Raw genomic sequence first — 15,379 nt, forward strand, 5'->3', positions numbered from 1 at the left:
TTATTGATTCACTAATTCCCTCCCAAAACACCCGTGAGAAACAAGAACGGTACCGACTTTCTATTAGGGTGCCAGTCGTTCTATTTTCCAGTCAAAATCTGGCTGCAGGCTATAACGGATCCTATCGTGTAAACGGTTGGGCCGTCCCTGCCAAAATTCTATTGAAACGGGCTTTACGATGAAGCCGCCCCAATACATTGGTCGCTCTACCTCCTTATTTTCATAAGACCTTTCCAAATCCTTTAATTTCTCCTCTAAAAACTCTCTATCCGGAATTACGGAACTCTGACGAGAGACTATAGCCCCTAATTTACTCCCTAAAGGTCTGGACTCAAAGTAGCCATCGGATAAATTTTCGGCAATTTTTTCGGCATTCCCTTTTATGATGACCTGTCTTTCCATATTAGGCCAAAAAAATGAAATACAAACTTTAGGATTTTGGGCGATGGCCTTTCCTTTTTCGCTTTCGTAATTGGTATAAAATATAAAGCCTTCATAGGTGTATTTCTTTAATAATACCACCCGATTTTTTGGAAAACCATCTAAACCTACCGTGGATACCGTCATAGCATTGGGCTCATCTACTCCTTCCGAAGCCTCTACCTCATAAAACCACTTTTGAAACAATTCCATAGGATTAGCAGAAATAGCACCTTCTGTCAGGGCACTTTTCTCATAGGATTTTCGATAATTCCCTAGGTCTTTTTGCATGTGAAATCTTTAATATTTTGAACAATACTAGTATTTACACAAATTTGCGCAAAACAAACCTAATCACGAAAAGTACATCGGTTTATTTTGGATATGTTTCCTAATTAAAACAAACTATTATTAATAGTACAAGATTTTAACGAAGAAGATATAGAATATATTTTGAACGCATGGGATCGGGAACATTTTTTATTTTATATCGCTATATATGGCAAATATACCCCATGAAAATACACCCTTTTTCCCTAAAATTTGAATATTTTATAAATGATGTAAATTTCTCTTGCGTCAGTGTACAGGATTCCCCTATTTACGATTCCCCTAATACACCTTAATGAACATCAATTAACTTCCACTCCTATCACTCCTAAGGGCAATGATTCATTTACTGGTTATTTTGCGTTAGGGACCGCGGCGGCATCCCCGCAGCAGCGCAAGGGATATAGCCAAGGGCCCGCCCGACGAAGGAGGGAACGCCCAAAGTAAATTGTTAAAGGCTATAGGAATCCAGAATCGACATTTTTTAATTGGGTCCGATCATTTTTATGAGACCTAGCATCAATAAAAACCTACAGGTCAAACTCCTTGCCGTCATCAGCCAGGGCGACGTTGGAGAAAATTGTCTCAGCCTCTTCTTTAAACAGCTCTATAGATTTATAGCGGGTTGAAAAATGCCCTAGAATAAGTTTGCCTACATTGGCCGCTTTAGCAATACTTGCTGCTTCCTTTGCAGTGGCATGTTTTGTTTTTGGCGCCAAATCTTTTTCGGTCTCCAAAAATGTAGCCTCGTGATACAATACATCTACATCTTTAATCAGTGGAACAATCGATGTTGTATAGGCAGTATCGCTGCAGAAAGCATAGCTCTTAGGCTTTGGAGGATCAAAAGTGAGCTCGGCATTTGGGACAAGTTTATTATCATCTAATCTAATATCCTTTCCATTCTTTATATTCTGATAATAGCAGCGATCTATTCGATATTTTTCGGCTGCCGCGACATTTAATTGCCGTAACCCCGGCTTTTCCTTGAACAAAAAACCATTGGTATAAACTCTGTGTTGTAGTGGAATGGTAGAAACGCTTACCGTATCGTCCTCAAAAATAAGTTCTGAATCCGAAGACGTTAATTCATGAAACAACAGCGGATAATTGGTCCAGGAATCTCCAAGCTTTAAAAGTAGGGTTAAAGCTTCCTTGATGCCTTTGGGCCCGTATACGTGTAATGGCGTTTTTCTTCCCAACAAACGAAAGGTGGAGACTAGCCCTGGTAAGCCAAAAAAATGATCTCCGTGTAAATGTGAAATAAAAATATGGTTGATCCTGGAAAACCTGACCTTATTCTTGCGCAATTGTACCTGGGTACCTTCCCCGCAATCTATTAAAAATAGGTGGTTTTTAATTTCGAGAACTTGGGCTGTAGGATTATTTAAAGACCTTGGTGTAGCCGCATAACAACCCAGTATATTTAATTTCATATGTGGATATTTATTGTTTTTTACCGGTCATACTTCGGCTGCGCTCAGTACAAGCATGTAAGTCCCCTAACTGAATCCGTATTTCCGACCAGTCTTCGGTCATGCTCATTTCATAAGGTTTATAATTTGTATGGACAGCGATTTTCATGTTCGCTGAACACAAATTTTTCCCTTACCCGGACTAGAGATTCAACTACGGATTTCTGTTTAGAAACCAGCTTTTGGGTCTAGGGTATACGTTGAAAGGCAAGCGTAAATTTAGGCCGTCCAAGGCCTCCCAAATAATTATAGAAACAACGGTGTTAGATTAAAGGACCTTAACTTACAGCTCCAAATCTCTTTCTATTTCTTCCATTTCTATAATATCCATCGCCTCTTGCAAGGTTGGCACCACACAAATCTTGTCTGGAACCTCCTCATAAGAAACCTTATCGGTCACCAAAACAAATGATTTTTTTGATTTGCGATGGGTATCAGAAATTTCCAAAAATTCCAATACGTGATCCGGTGTAAGTTTAGAAAATGAAAAAAGGTTTAAAACGATATGATCATTTTTAATTTTTGGATACGCTTCATTTAGATTACTCAAAAAACTATTTAATGAGGTATTCTCTTGAAGAACAACTGTGGTATTCCCTTCTTTAGTCAGAATCATAATAACATTATTTAATTTTTGATGCCAATAAATAAATCACTGCCATACGAATGGCCACACCATTTTCTACCTGATTTAGAATAATGGATTGTTTCGAATCTGCCACATCGCTGGTTATTTCCACACCTCGATTGATGGGTCCAGGGTGCATGATCACTATTTCCTTGTCCAAGCTGTCTAGCAAGGCCTTGTTTACCCCAAACTGTTGGGTATATTCCCTTGTTGTCGGAAAATAACTTATATCGAGTCGTTCATTTTGAATCCTGAGCATATTGGCAACATCGCACCAATTTAAAGCTTTCCGCAAATCTGTTTCCACCGTCACCCCCAAAGACTCTATATATTTGGGCATTAAAGTTTTAGGACCACAAACCTTTACGTTTGCTCCCTGCAATTTTAAGGCAAAAATATTGGATAACGCTACTCTTGAGTGTAGAATATCGCCAACGATCACCACGTTTTTCCCAGCCACATCGCCTAATTTTTCCCTGATAGAATAAGAATCCAGTAAGGCTTGGGTAGGGTGTTCGTGGGCACCATCTCCAGCATTAACGATAGCTGCCTTTACATGTTTCGACAAAAATATTCCTGCTCCGGGATTGGGGTGACGCATCACCACCATATCTACCTTCATCGAAAGAATATTGTTAACGGTATCGATAAGGGTTTCCCCTTTTTTCACAGAAGATTGTCCTGCAGAAAAATTGACGACATCGGCCGATAATCTTTTTTCTGCCAATTCAAAAGAGAGTCTTGTACGGGTACTATTTTCAAAAAAGATATTCGCAATAGTAATATCGCGCAATGAAGGTACTTTCTTTATGGATCGGTTGATAACCTCTTTAAAATGATCTGCTGTTTCTAAAATGAGCTGAATATCCGATTCTTTAAGATATTTAATTCCCAACAAGTGATTTACACTTAATTCAGCCATGTTTTAATTTTTTACTAAATATATAACATCTTCCCCATCGTTCTCTTCCCACAGAACCTTTACTTTCTCCCCATTTATAGCATCGACTTGACGTCCTCTATAATTGGGTTGAATAGGTAAATGTCTGCTAAAACGACGATCTATTAACGTTAACAACTCTATTTCTAATGGTCTTCCAAAAGATTGGATTGCCGTTAAAGCTGCCCGTATACTGCGTCCTGTGTAGAGGACATCGTCTACAAAAACCACTTTTTTATCTTCTACCAGAAAATCTATTTTGGTTTTATTGGCTTCCAAGGGTTTTTCTCCCCTTCTAAAATCGTCCCGATAAAAGGTAATATCCAGGAAGCCTAGATTTATTTCTTTTACCCCGTATTCTTCTTTTAGGAGTTTTGCAAGTCTTGCCGCCAAAAAGGTACCTCTGGGTTGTATTCCAATAAGCACGGTATCCTTAAAATCCAAATGATTTTCTAATAACTGACAAGCCAAGCGATGCAGGATGATATTTATTTCTTTCGAGGAGAGTAATATTTTTTGACTCATAGACAATTTGGCCAACGCTTTTGATTCACAAAAATAGGAATTTCTAACTAAAAAAAATCGTTTGCTATCAAATATAGCAACTAAAATATTCAATCTAATCTAAACAAAAGATTTATTATCTACTAACCTCCTGAAAGACATGAAACAAAAAGCAAAAAAAAAGCCTGGACGGTTGTCCAGGCTTTTCCAATAAAATTAACAAAAGCTTATTTCTTCTTCTTGTCGTTAGCTTCCATTTTTTCTTTCAACGCTTGTAATGCTTCGTTAGCATCCCCTAAAGTAGGTTTAGCCTCATCAGCAGAAGCAACAGCTTTTTTAGCAGCAGCTTTTACATTACGTTGTTCTTCTTCTCTAAAGATTGCAGTGTGACTAGCAACAACTCTCTTGAATTCTTTGTTGAATTCAATGATTTTAAATTCTGCTTCTTCACCTTTTACCAATTTCTTGCCATCTTCTTTTTCTAAATGACGAGCTGGTACGAATGCAACGATATCTTCGTTAAATTCAATAGTAGCACCTTTATCAACTAATTCAGCAATGGTACCTTTATGTAAAGTATCAACTGCAAATTCGTTTTCGTACTTATCCCAAGGGTTTTCAGTAGTTTGTTTGTGACCTAAGCTTAACTTACGACCTTCAACATCTAATTCCAATACCTCAACATCTAATTTATCACCTACGGTTACAAATTCAGATGGGTGTTTAATTTTCTTAGTCCAAGATAGGTCAGAGATGTAAATCAATCCATCGATACCTTCTTCTAATTCTACGAATACACCAAAGTTGGTAAAGTTTCTAACGATACCGTTATGCTTAGAACCTACAGGATATTTATCAGTAATATCAGTCCATGGATCTGGAGTCAATTGCTTAATTCCAAGAGACATTTTACGGTCTTCTCTATCCAAGGTCAATACTACAGCTTCTACCTCATCTCCAACTTTTACGAAATCCTGAGCGGAACGTAAATGTGTAGACCAAGACATTTCAGAAACGTGGATCAATCCTTCAACACCTTCAGCAACTTCGATAAACGCACCGTAATCTGCAATAACAACTACTTTACCTTTAACTTTGTCACCAATTTTGATGTCTTCGCTAAGAGCATCCCAAGGATGTTTCTCTAATTGCTTAAGACCTAATTGGATTCTAGATTTGTTCTCATCGAAATCAAGGATAACAACGTTCAACTTCTGATCCAATTCCACCACCTCATTTGGATGGTTGATTCTGCTCCAAGAAAGATCGGTAATGTGTACTAGACCATCAACACCACCAAGATCGATAAAGACACCGTAAGAAGTAATGTTTTTAACAACACCTTCCAATACTTGTCCTTTTTCCAATTGACCGATGATTTCTTTCTTCTGCTCTTCGATATCAGCTTCGATTAACGCTTTATGAGAAACAACTACGTTTTTGAACTCATGGTTGATTTTCACCACTTTAAATTCCATAGTCTTATTCACATACTGGTCGTAATCGCGAATAGGCTTAACATCGATTTGAGAACCTGGCAAGAATGCTTCGATACCGAAAACATCTACGATCATACCACCTTTTGTTCTGCATTTCACAAAACCACTAACAATTTCTTCATTGTCGTGAGCGGCATTCACTCTATCCCAAGCCATGATAGTTCTTGCTTTTCTGTGAGAAAGCACTAACTGACCACTTTTATCCTCACGGATATCTATCAATACTTCTACTTTATCACCAACTTTTAAGTCAGGATTGTAGCGAAATTCGTTCAGTGAAATTACACCTTCAGACTTTGCGTTAATATCAATAATAGCTTCGCGTTCGGTCAAGTATACTACTGTACCTTGAACCACTTCTTCGTCTGCTGTATCTACAAAGTTTTCAGCGACCAAGATTTCAAATTCCTTTAATTTAGAATCATCTACACGCTCAATTCCTTGCTCATACTTGTCCCAGTTAAAGTTTTCCAAAAATTCTTTTGGATCCTGTACTTGGGCCGCAACCTTTGTTTCTTGTGTGGCTTCTGTAGATTCCTCTACCTGCGCCGTTTTTTTGTCTTCAGCCATTTGCTGATAAATAATTTGTATTCCACGGAGATGCAAGAGTTAAACAATACCTGTGAAAGATGTTATATTAGATTTTTTTTTACTTCCCTTTCTCCTCTTGATGTTTTGTTTAAAAAAGGTGTGCAAAAATACAACTTTAAAATGATTTAACAAACTCTAAAACCTATTGATAATTAATATTTTAACTATTTCGTAGAATGTAACGGGAAAGAATTGAATTTTACTTATCTTGATTACTGAAGAATTAACCGTTAAAAAAAAACGATTATGAGCATAAAAACAAAATATCAGGAAGTTTTAAACCTAGGCAAGGCCCTAGAAATCAAAAATGGCGACGTAAAGGAGGAAGATGGTGTTTTAAAGATTAAAGGAGAAGCCAACACCCAATACGAAAAAAACTTATTGTGGGATAAAATAAAGGAAATCGGAGGCGAAAAGCCTTCGGATATCAAAGCAAACATAACTGTTGCCGACGACAGCGTGTATCACAGGCATACCGTACAAAAAGGCGAGTCCTTAAGTAAGATATCCAAACACTACTATGGCGACCCTATGAAGTATCATAAAATTTTTGAGGCCAACAGTGATATTCTAAAAAACCCAGATATTATTCATCCTGATCAGGTTTTAGTAATCCCCAATTTATAAGGGGTGTATAAATAAAAAAAGCCTCTTTTAAGAGGCCTTTTTTGTTACTTTTCTTTTTCAATAATACGGAGCGCAAAATTGAGGATCCTGTCCAATTGTTCTTTTAGCCCCATATCACTATTATCGAATTCTATGGAGTTTTCTGCAATTTTCAAGGGAGAAAACTCCCTGTGCGAATCTATATAATCTCTTTGTTGTACATTTTTAAGAACGTCTTCATAGGTCACCTTTTCACCTTTCCCCAAAAGCTCCTTATACCTTCTTGCCGCCCTTGTTTCAGGGGAAGCCGTCATAAATATTTTAAGTTCGGCATCAGGAAAAACCACGGTCCCAATATCTCTTCCATCCATTACAATTCCCTTATCCTTTCCCATTTCTTGTTGCATGGCTACCAATTTAAGGCGTACCGCTTCAATAGTAGCGACCCGGCTTACCTGCCTGGAAACTGCTAGGGTTCTAATTTCTTGCTCTACATTTTCATCGTTTAGATACAATTCCGAAAACCCTAAGGCTTTGTTATAGACAAATTTCAGATTAATATTGGGCAGCGCCTCCAGCAGCCCGTCAATATTATCTTCTTCGCCCCCAACGTATCCGTGACGCATGGCAAAAAGGGTCACCCCTCTGTACATAGCTCCTGTATCTACGTAAATATAACCCAAGGATTTAGCCAATTGTTTGGCAATAGTACTTTTTCCCGTTGATGAAAATCCATCAATTGCAATTGTAATTTTTCCCATGTAGTTAAAATAAAAAGAATAAACGAATTTTCGAAGGATTCCTTATAAATCCAATGGTTACTTAATAAAACGGAAGGTGTCTCAAAAATCCTATGAAGACACCTTCTTTAATCCTTTAGAGACTTTTTGCATTTTTAACCGACTCTTCGGTAATAGCAACATCTATTACTTCTTGCATATCGGTAACATAATGAAAAGTCAAGCCACTTACATACTCCTCTTTAATCTCTAAAATATCCTTCCTATTATCTTCACAAAGGATAATTTCTTTGATTCTAGCACGTTTAGCGGCTAATATTTTCTCTTTAATACCACCCACGGGCAACACTTTACCTCTAAGGGTAATTTCCCCTGTCATGGCCAAGCTTTTCTTCACTTTCTTTTGCGTAAACAAAGACACCAAGGAAGTCAGCATTGTAATACCTGCACTTGGACCATCTTTTGGAGTTGCCCCTTCTGGCACGTGGATATGTACATTATACTTATCGAATACCTCAGGATTGATACCAAACCTATCGGCATTAGATTTAATAAACTCCATAGCTATAGTTGCCGACTCTTTCATTACTTTCCCCAGGTTCCCAGTAATGGTCATAGTACCTTTCCCCTTTGACAAAATAGATTCTATAAAAAGAATATCTCCACCAACACTAGTCCATGCCAGTCCGGTTACGACCCCAGCCACATCATTGTTTTCGTACTTATCGCGTTCCATACGCGCGGGTCCCAATACTTTTTCTACATCCTCAAAAGTCACCTTAAGATTATACTCTTCTTCCATAGCGATAGATTTTGCTGCATTACGCACCATTTTCGCTATTTGTTTGTCCAAGGATCTTACTCCGGATTCTCTTGTGTAACCTTCCACAATTTTTTCTAATTGCGGCTTGGCAATTTTCAGATCCTTAACCGTTAAGCCGTGTTCTTTTAATTGCTTAGGCAACAAATGTCTTTTGGCGATCTCTACCTTTTCTTCTATAGTGTATCCGGTAACGTTAATAATCTCCATTCTATCTCTAAGCGCCGGCTGAATTCCGGAAAGATTATTAGCTGTAGCAATAAACATCACCTTAGACAAATCATAGCCCATTTCAAGGAAATTGTCATAGAATTCAGAATTTTGTTCTGGATCCAAGACCTCTAACATCGCCGAAGAAGGGTCTCCTTGATGGCTATTGGAAAGCTTATCTATCTCGTCTAAAATAAACACTGGGTTAGATTTCCCTGCCTTTTTAAGACTTTGGACTATTCTTCCTGGCATAGCCCCGATATAGGTTTTACGATGTCCTCTAATTTCTGCTTCATCGCGCAACCCTCCTAACGAAATACGCACATATTCTCTACCCAAGGCCTCGGCTACCGATTTCCCTAAGGAAGTTTTTCCTACCCCTGGAGGTCCGTACAAACATAAAATAGGAGATTTCATATCGTTTCGCAGTTTCAATACCGCCAAATACTCGATAATCCTTCTCTTTACGTCCTCTAGTCCGTAATGGTCCCTATCCAATATTTTCTGAGCTCTTTTTAAATCGAATTTATCCTTGGAAAACTCGTTCCAAGGCAGGTCCAAAAACAGATCCAAATAATTCCTTTGAATAGAATATTCGGCAACTTGGGGATTCATTCTCTGAATCTTTGTCAATTCTTTCTCAAAATGCTCCTTAACTTCCTTGGACCATTTTTTCTTTTTAGCCCTAGCGCGCATTTGCTCAACCTCTTCCTCATAAGACAAGCCACCCAATTCTTCCTGAATGGTTTTCATTTGTTGGTGCAGGTAATATTCGCGTTGCTGCTGATCCATATCACTTCTTACCTTGGATTGAATATCATTTTTCAATTCCAATTTCTGAAGTTCAACATTCATATATTTCAAGGCTGCTAGCGCCCTATCTTGAAGATTCGGAATCTCCAAAAGTTCTTGTTTCTCCTTAACACTCAAGTTGAGATTGGAAGACACAAAATTAATTAAGAACGAATCGCTTTGAATGTTCTTAATAGCAAAAGAAGCTTCGCTAGGAATATTAGGGTTGTCCCTTATAATCTGCAAGGAAAGCTCTTTAATAGACTCTATAATGGCTGAAAATTCCTTATTATCCTTGCCCGGCCTTACTTCTTTCACCTCTCTAACCGTAGCGGTCAAATAAGGTTTTTCAGTAAGGACCTCAGCTACTTCGAATCGTTTTTTCCCTTGAATGATGACGGTAGTATTCCCATCGGGCATCTGAAGCACTCTGAGAATCTTGGCTACGGTACCCAAGGTGTTTATGTCATTAACACCAGGGTTTTCTGTTTCTTCATCCTTTTGAGAAACTACACCGATAACCTTTGATCCATTATTGGCGTCTTTTATTAACTTGATAGATTTATCCCTTCCTGCGGTAATCGGAATAACGACACCGGGAAATAAAACGGTATTGCGCAATGGCAAAATGGGCAAAGTTTCCGGTAAGGCCTCATTGTTGATTTCCTCCTCATCTTCCGGTGTCATCAAAGGAATTAATTCCGAATCCTCATCTAGCCCTTGCAGTGACATACTGTCAAAATTTATATTCTTCAATTTACTCATATTATTTATTCGGTCATTCTGTCATAGAAAGACAGTAGGACTATTTATATTTATTCAAGATACTTTGTTCTAACCTCCTATAAACATAGGAGCTGACAACTTATTGTTTTGTTTTCCACTCTGTTTTTGCAATTGTTGTGCCAACAAAGAAAAACTTTAATAAAAATTCCAAGCGCAACTTTCACTAGGTATAGCAGTGCAGTAATAACGGTAAGAACTTTACATCAACAAAGATCCTAAACGACGGTATTTCATCAAAACCATCCTTAATCAACAAAATATTACGGCACTTTTTACAGTTCTTTTTTAGTTTGATGTACTCTAGTCAACATTAGAGCCCCCAGCACGAAAATAAGACCTAGAAAAATGATTGCATTTCGCAGATTCCCGGTAACCTGAGCCACATAGCCATACATAAAAGTCCCCAACACAATCCCAATTTTTTCGGCAACATCGAAAAAACTAAAGAAGGAAGTAGTATCTGTTGTATCTGGAATAAATTTGGAATATGTAGACCGGGAAAGGGCTTGAATACCACCCATCACTATCCCGACAAATCCTGCTGCAACATAAAAATCTATGGGAGTAACCACAAAATAGGCATAAATACAGATCAATACCCATAGGGCGTTTACAACGATCAGGGTTTTAATGTTTCCAAACATTTTGGAGGCCCTGGCCGTTACTGTTGCTCCCAAAATTGCCACCAACTGTATCAACAAAATACTAACAATTAACCCAGTCGTTCTTTCTCCATCGGATCCCCACTGAATTTCTTCTTCCCCAAAAAAAGTAGCGATTAACATTACGGTCTGTACCGCCATACTGTACACAAAGAAGGCACCCAAATATCTTTTCAACTGCACTTGGTCGCCTAATTGATGCCACACACTTTTAAGCTCTTTAAACCCGTTTAGCAGAATATGTTTTCTTTCGCCCTCTTTTTTATATCCTTTAGGCAATCTAAAAAAGGTATATTGGGCGAATAATGCCCACCAAACACCTACGGTTAAGAAAGAATACCTCATCGCTTTAATTTCAGCTACTCCTGCCGCATCTGTCTCTATCCCAAATAAACTTGGATGCATTACCATCGCTAAATTTACCAGCAGCAAAAGAACGCTCCCGATATACCCCAAGGAGAACCCCTTAGCACTTATCCTGTCTTGTTGATCTGGAAAAGCAATATCGGGCAAGTAGGAATTATTAAAGGCAAAGCTTACCCAAAATCCTACCAACCCAAAAAAGTAACAGCCTAGGCTAAAATAAATTTGCTCTAAGGAAAACCAATACAGCCCAACACAGGATAAGGCCCCCACATAGCAGAAAAACTTCATAAAAAGGCGTTTGTTCCCCAAATAATCGGCTATTCCCGACAAAATTGGAGTTATGAGCGCTATAAAAAGAAAGGCCGCCGAAGTAACGTAACTTATCAGTGGACCTCTTGCTATTTCACCTCCAAAAACTACTACCTTTTCTATTTCGGCCGTTCGAAAAAGCGCCCCATAAAAGATGGGAAAAATTGCCGAAGTGATTACTAAACTGTATACTGAATTTGCCCAATCATAAAACGCCCATGCATTTAACAATTGCTTACTACCTTTTATTGGGGGTTTTTTGACCATATATAAAAAGAAGCTGTTTTCATAAAACAGCTTCTTTAATTTAAATTTTACTTTTGGTTACTGCTCACTATTGAAAAGAGGTTATCCCATATTTTGCAGCTTCTTTTTTAGCCATGGGTGCCCATTCTGTGAGGTTAGCTATACGGGTATCATTAGAAGGGTGAGTACTTAAAAACTCTGGTGGCGCTTGTCCTCCATTGGCCTTCATTCTTTTCCAAAGCTCCGCAGCTTCATCAGGATCATATCCTGCAATGGCCATAATTTGCAACCCAATCCTATCGGCTTCGGTTTCATGACTTCTACTAAAAGGCAACATTCCGCCCAATTGGGTACCTACCCCATAGGCTTGGTTAAAAATATTTCTTTTCTCTTCGTCCTGTATCGCAACATTCCCTGCTACGGCGCCTAACTGCTGTAATGTTCCTGCACTCATTCTTTGGGCGCCATGGTCGGCCAAGGCGTGGGCAACCTCATGTCCCATAACCACGGCTATTCCTGCCTCCCCCTGACAAATAGGAAGTATCCCGGTATAAAAAACAATTTTTCCACCTGGCATACACCATGCGTTTACAGTTTTATCATCAACCAAGTTATATTCCCATTTATAATCCTTTAAATATCCAGGATAGCCATTTGCGGTTAACCATCGCTCGGCTGCCGTAGAAATACGCTGTCCAACTTTAGTGATCATTTTGGCTTCAGCAGTTTCCTTAATGACTTTGTGCTCCCCTAAAAACTGATTGTACTGCGCGAAGGCAGTTGGAAAAATCTGACTGTTCGGATAAAAATTCAAAACTTTTTTTCCAGTAAAAGGATTGGTTTTACAAGCCGCTACGCCAAGAAAAACCAAAAGCATTATTGCTATTTTCTTCATCTGTTCTAATTTATTTGTTCCTTTTGTTGTTCCCCGCTATCTCAGAGATAGCATTTTGTGCAATATATACATACATTAATACCTCGCCAATAGTTTGGTTTTGATCAAGTGCTTTTACAATTCTTAAATACAAAATAATTTAAAAGCCCGAAATGTGCAAATTAGAAAATCCCTTATCCAAAACGATACTACTATTGCCTTTCAACTGCACCTCTTTTAAAGACACCTGTACGTGGTCTACCTCAATGGTACTTATCGTAAAGGGCAGTCCATGGAAATTTAACTTAATTGTTTCATAGGATGAAATATAGCTTCCACCTTTATATTGCTGAATTATAAGTTCATTTTCCCTTCCTGTCAGTTTATAGTTTCGAAGACTATATCTTCCTTTTTTGTAATCGTACCCATCTTGTCCGTCTTCATAAACAGAGGATCTTTCTACTCCATTTTTATAATAGACTTCCATAATAAGTTCCTCTACCTCAATCTCCCCGACATATTGCTGTACCGGGTATTTTGGAATCATGGCACCTTCCTTAATAAAGAGGGGGATTTTATCTAGTCTGGCAACCACCCATTTTTCCATTCCACCTAATAACACTTCATCTGTCCAATAATTGTACCAAGTACCCCTAGGAATATACATTCTTCGTCCTTGGGCGTTTGGCTCTTGCACTGGGCAAACTAAAATTTGTTCCCCAAAAATAAACTCATCGGTTCTAAAATGTGTCTGGTGGTCTTCCTGATCAAAGTGCACCAAAGGTTTTATCATGGGTACATTTTCTTTGGTATACCTATAAAACATAGTATATAAATAAGGTAGCAGTTGGTAACGGAGTTCAATATAGGAACGCACGATATCGGTTACCTCGTCATCAAAAGACCAAGGCTCTTGATCGCCGTGATCCCCGCTAGAATGCACCCTACAAAAAGGATGAAACACCCCCAATTGAATCCACCTAGCAAAGAGCTCTCCACTAGGTTGTTCGGCAAAACCACCAATATCGGACCCCACAAAAGACATCCCACTGATACACATACGCTGAATTTGTACATTGGCAATCCATAAATGTTCCCAAGTAGCTACATTATCCCCTGTCCAAGTAGAGGTAAAGCGTTGCGCCCCGGAATAGGCCGCTCTGGTAATCACAAAAGGACGTTTTGGAAAAGAAAACTTCTTAACCCCTTCATAGGTAGCCCTGGCCATTTGCGTACCATAAACATTATGCGCTTTTCTATGGCTACAAGGATGTCCGTCATAATCATGTCTGACATCTAAAGGAAAGGTTTTGGTAGGCACCTCCATAACAGCAGGTTCGTTCATATCGTTCCAAACACCTTTAATACCAATTTCAGCAATTAATTCCTTGTACAGTCCGGCCCACCATTCGCGTACCTCGGGATTTGTAAAATCGGGAAAATTACATTCTCCAGGCCATACCTTGCCTCGCATGGCAGGGCCATCGCCTCTTTTACAGAAATAATCATTATCCTTAGCCTCTTGGTACACCCAATAGTCCTTGTCTATTTTTATACCCGGATCTATAATAGCGATGGTTTTAAATCCATCGTTCCTTAAGTCCTGCACCATTTTTTTAGGATCTGGAAAATACTCCTTGTTCCAAGTGAAACATCGAAACCCTTCCATATAATCTATATCCAGGTAAATACCATCACAAGGAATCCGTAAATCCCTAAATTTCTTAGCAATTTCCAGGACTCTATTTTCTGGATAATAACTCCATTTGGACTGATGAAAACCAAGGGTCCACATCGGCGGCAATTCTGGCGTACCCGTTAAATCTGTATAGGAATTAACAACCTCTGCTATTTTTGGCCCATAGAAAAAGTAATAATTCATTTCTCCCCCATCAGCCCAAAAGCTAGTTACATTTCTTCTTTCGTGAGCAAAATCGAATTGAGTCCTAAAGGTATTGTCAAAAAATATCCCATAAGCACTATTGTTGTGCAATCCAATATAAAAAGGAATCGCCTTGTACAATGGATCCTGATCCTTACCAAAGGCATACTGATCGGTAACCCAATTATTGACGCGCTTCCCTTTCAGGTTAGAATGAGTCGCTTTATCCCCCATACCATAAAAACTTTCGGCATTTTGGGTAATCTTACTCATTTTTACAGTATTCCCACCAAACTGATAATTCTCCTCCCAATGAAACCCTAACTCGTCTTCATTGATAATGGCGCCTTTTAAATCTGATATTTGTATCCGTAAGGTTCGTTTATCTACAAGGATTTTAAGTTTTGCAGTAATGATCAAATACTCGGTTACCGTCTCTTCTACCTCCAGCTTATTATACCCAATACTAGCGCTTTCACTGATGGCGTAGGAAAAATCTGGTTCAAATATATTTTCCGTGGCATATCTAAACCTAAAAGCGCTATCTCTAAGAATAGACACTTCCAAAACAACGCCATTAGAGGTTGTAAAGTAAAGTTTTTCTGCATCCCTCCGGAAGTCAATTATGTCATTCGGATATAAATTCCCTTTATATTCAAGCTCAGTATTGGTAATCATATTCCGTTAATTTTTTGCATT

12 protein-coding genes are annotated in these 15,379 nt (G+C 38.6%); 1 reads left to right on the forward strand and 11 read right to left on the reverse strand.

Annotated features, from left to right (window positions below):
- Positions 1-63: 63 nt before the first annotated feature.
- The 6 genes from pdxH to rpsA form a co-directional block, all read right to left on the reverse strand.
- A complete protein-coding gene (gene pdxH / locus BUA16_RS01615; RefSeq protein WP_072762898.1) occupies positions 64-711 on the reverse strand; it encodes a pyridoxamine 5'-phosphate oxidase in 648 nt (215 codons plus the stop codon).
- 569 nt (positions 712-1,280) lie between these two features.
- The gene (locus tag BUA16_RS01620) at positions 1,281-2,186 is read right to left on the reverse strand and encodes a ribonuclease Z (protein WP_072762899.1); all 906 of its coding nucleotides are present in this window, start codon (positions 2,184-2,186) and stop codon (positions 1,281-1,283) included.
- 322 nt (positions 2,187-2,508) lie between these two features.
- Positions 2,509-2,841 (reverse strand): ribonuclease Z, encoded by a 333-nt coding sequence (locus BUA16_RS01625; RefSeq protein ID WP_072762900.1) that lies wholly within the window; start codon positions 2,839-2,841, stop codon positions 2,509-2,511.
- Between the two features lie 7 nt (positions 2,842-2,848).
- Positions 2,849-3,775 (reverse strand): aspartate carbamoyltransferase catalytic subunit, encoded by a 927-nt coding sequence (locus tag BUA16_RS01630; RefSeq protein WP_072762901.1) that lies wholly within the window; start codon positions 3,773-3,775, stop codon positions 2,849-2,851.
- Positions 3,776-3,778: 3 nt separating this feature from the next.
- The gene (gene pyrR / locus BUA16_RS01635) at positions 3,779-4,318 is read right to left on the reverse strand and encodes a bifunctional pyr operon transcriptional regulator/uracil phosphoribosyltransferase PyrR (RefSeq protein WP_072763066.1); all 540 of its coding nucleotides are present in this window, start codon (positions 4,316-4,318) and stop codon (positions 3,779-3,781) included.
- Positions 4,319-4,524: 206 nt separating this feature from the next.
- Positions 4,525-6,366 (reverse strand): 30S ribosomal protein S1, encoded by a 1,842-nt coding sequence (gene rpsA / locus BUA16_RS01640; protein ID WP_072762902.1) that lies wholly within the window; start codon positions 6,364-6,366, stop codon positions 4,525-4,527.
- A gap of 267 nt (positions 6,367-6,633) precedes the next feature.
- On the opposite strand from rpsA, the gene BUA16_RS01645 reads away from it, so the two are divergent.
- The gene (locus BUA16_RS01645) at positions 6,634-7,014 is read left to right on the forward strand and encodes a LysM peptidoglycan-binding domain-containing protein (RefSeq protein ID WP_072762903.1); all 381 of its coding nucleotides are present in this window, start codon (positions 6,634-6,636) and stop codon (positions 7,012-7,014) included.
- Between the two features lie 44 nt (positions 7,015-7,058).
- On the opposite strand, the gene cmk is transcribed toward BUA16_RS01645, so the two are convergent.
- From cmk to BUA16_RS01670, 5 genes are all read right to left on the reverse strand, one after another.
- Positions 7,059-7,754, reverse strand: coding sequence for a (d)CMP kinase (cmk, locus tag BUA16_RS01650; protein ID WP_072762904.1), 696 nt, complete (start codon positions 7,752-7,754; stop codon positions 7,059-7,061).
- A 115-nt stretch (positions 7,755-7,869) separates the two neighbouring features.
- Positions 7,870-10,320, reverse strand: a complete 2,451-nt coding sequence (gene lon / locus BUA16_RS01655) for an endopeptidase La (protein WP_072762905.1) — start codon at positions 10,318-10,320, stop codon at positions 7,870-7,872.
- Positions 10,321-10,613: 293 nt separating this feature from the next.
- Entirely contained in the window at positions 10,614-11,945 is a 1,332-nt protein-coding gene (locus tag BUA16_RS01660) for an MFS transporter (protein ID WP_072762906.1), read from the reverse strand.
- 67 nt (positions 11,946-12,012) lie between these two features.
- Entirely contained in the window at positions 12,013-12,819 is an 807-nt protein-coding gene (locus BUA16_RS01665; protein ID WP_072762907.1) for a M48 family metallopeptidase, read from the reverse strand.
- Between the two features lie 139 nt (positions 12,820-12,958).
- Entirely contained in the window at positions 12,959-15,358 is a 2,400-nt protein-coding gene (locus BUA16_RS01670) for a glycoside hydrolase family 31 protein (protein ID WP_072762908.1), read from the reverse strand.
- Positions 15,359-15,379 lie beyond the last annotated feature (21 nt).

The sequence above is a fragment of the Arenibacter nanhaiticus genome, assembly GCF_900141935.1.
Classification (GTDB): Bacteria; Bacteroidota; Bacteroidia; order Flavobacteriales; family Flavobacteriaceae; genus Arenibacter; species Arenibacter nanhaiticus.

What these genes read in the sequence shown, in the direction of transcription:
- BUA16_RS01645 (WP_072762903.1), top strand. Translation starts at nt 6,634, where the DNA reads ATGAGCATAAAAACAAAATATCAGGAAGTTTTAAACCTAGGCAAGGCC.
- pdxH (WP_072762898.1), bottom strand. Translation starts at nt 711, where the DNA reads ATGCAAAAAGACCTAGGGAATTATCGAAAATCCTATGAGAAAAGTGCC.
- lon (WP_072762905.1), bottom strand. Translation starts at nt 10,320, where the DNA reads ATGAGTAAATTGAAGAATATAAATTTTGACAGTATGTCACTGCAAGGG.
- cmk (WP_072762904.1), bottom strand. Translation starts at nt 7,754, where the DNA reads ATGGGAAAAATTACAATTGCAATTGATGGATTTTCATCAACGGGAAAA.
- BUA16_RS01660 (WP_072762906.1), bottom strand. Translation starts at nt 11,945, where the DNA reads ATGGTCAAAAAACCCCCAATAAAAGGTAGTAAGCAATTGTTAAATGCA.
- BUA16_RS01620 (WP_072762899.1), bottom strand. Translation starts at nt 2,186, where the DNA reads ATGAAATTAAATATACTGGGTTGTTATGCGGCTACACCAAGGTCTTTA.
- BUA16_RS01625 (WP_072762900.1), bottom strand. Translation starts at nt 2,841, where the DNA reads ATGATTCTGACTAAAGAAGGGAATACCACAGTTGTTCTTCAAGAGAAT.
- BUA16_RS01630 (WP_072762901.1), bottom strand. Translation starts at nt 3,775, where the DNA reads ATGGCTGAATTAAGTGTAAATCACTTGTTGGGAATTAAATATCTTAAA.
- BUA16_RS01670 (WP_072762908.1), bottom strand. Translation starts at nt 15,358, where the DNA reads ATGATTACCAATACTGAGCTTGAATATAAAGGGAATTTATATCCGAAT.
- BUA16_RS01665 (WP_072762907.1), bottom strand. Translation starts at nt 12,819, where the DNA reads ATGAAGAAAATAGCAATAATGCTTTTGGTTTTTCTTGGCGTAGCGGCT.
- rpsA (WP_072762902.1), bottom strand. Translation starts at nt 6,366, where the DNA reads ATGGCTGAAGACAAAAAAACGGCGCAGGTAGAGGAATCTACAGAAGCC.
- pyrR (WP_072763066.1), bottom strand. Translation starts at nt 4,318, where the DNA reads ATGAGTCAAAAAATATTACTCTCCTCGAAAGAAATAAATATCATCCTG.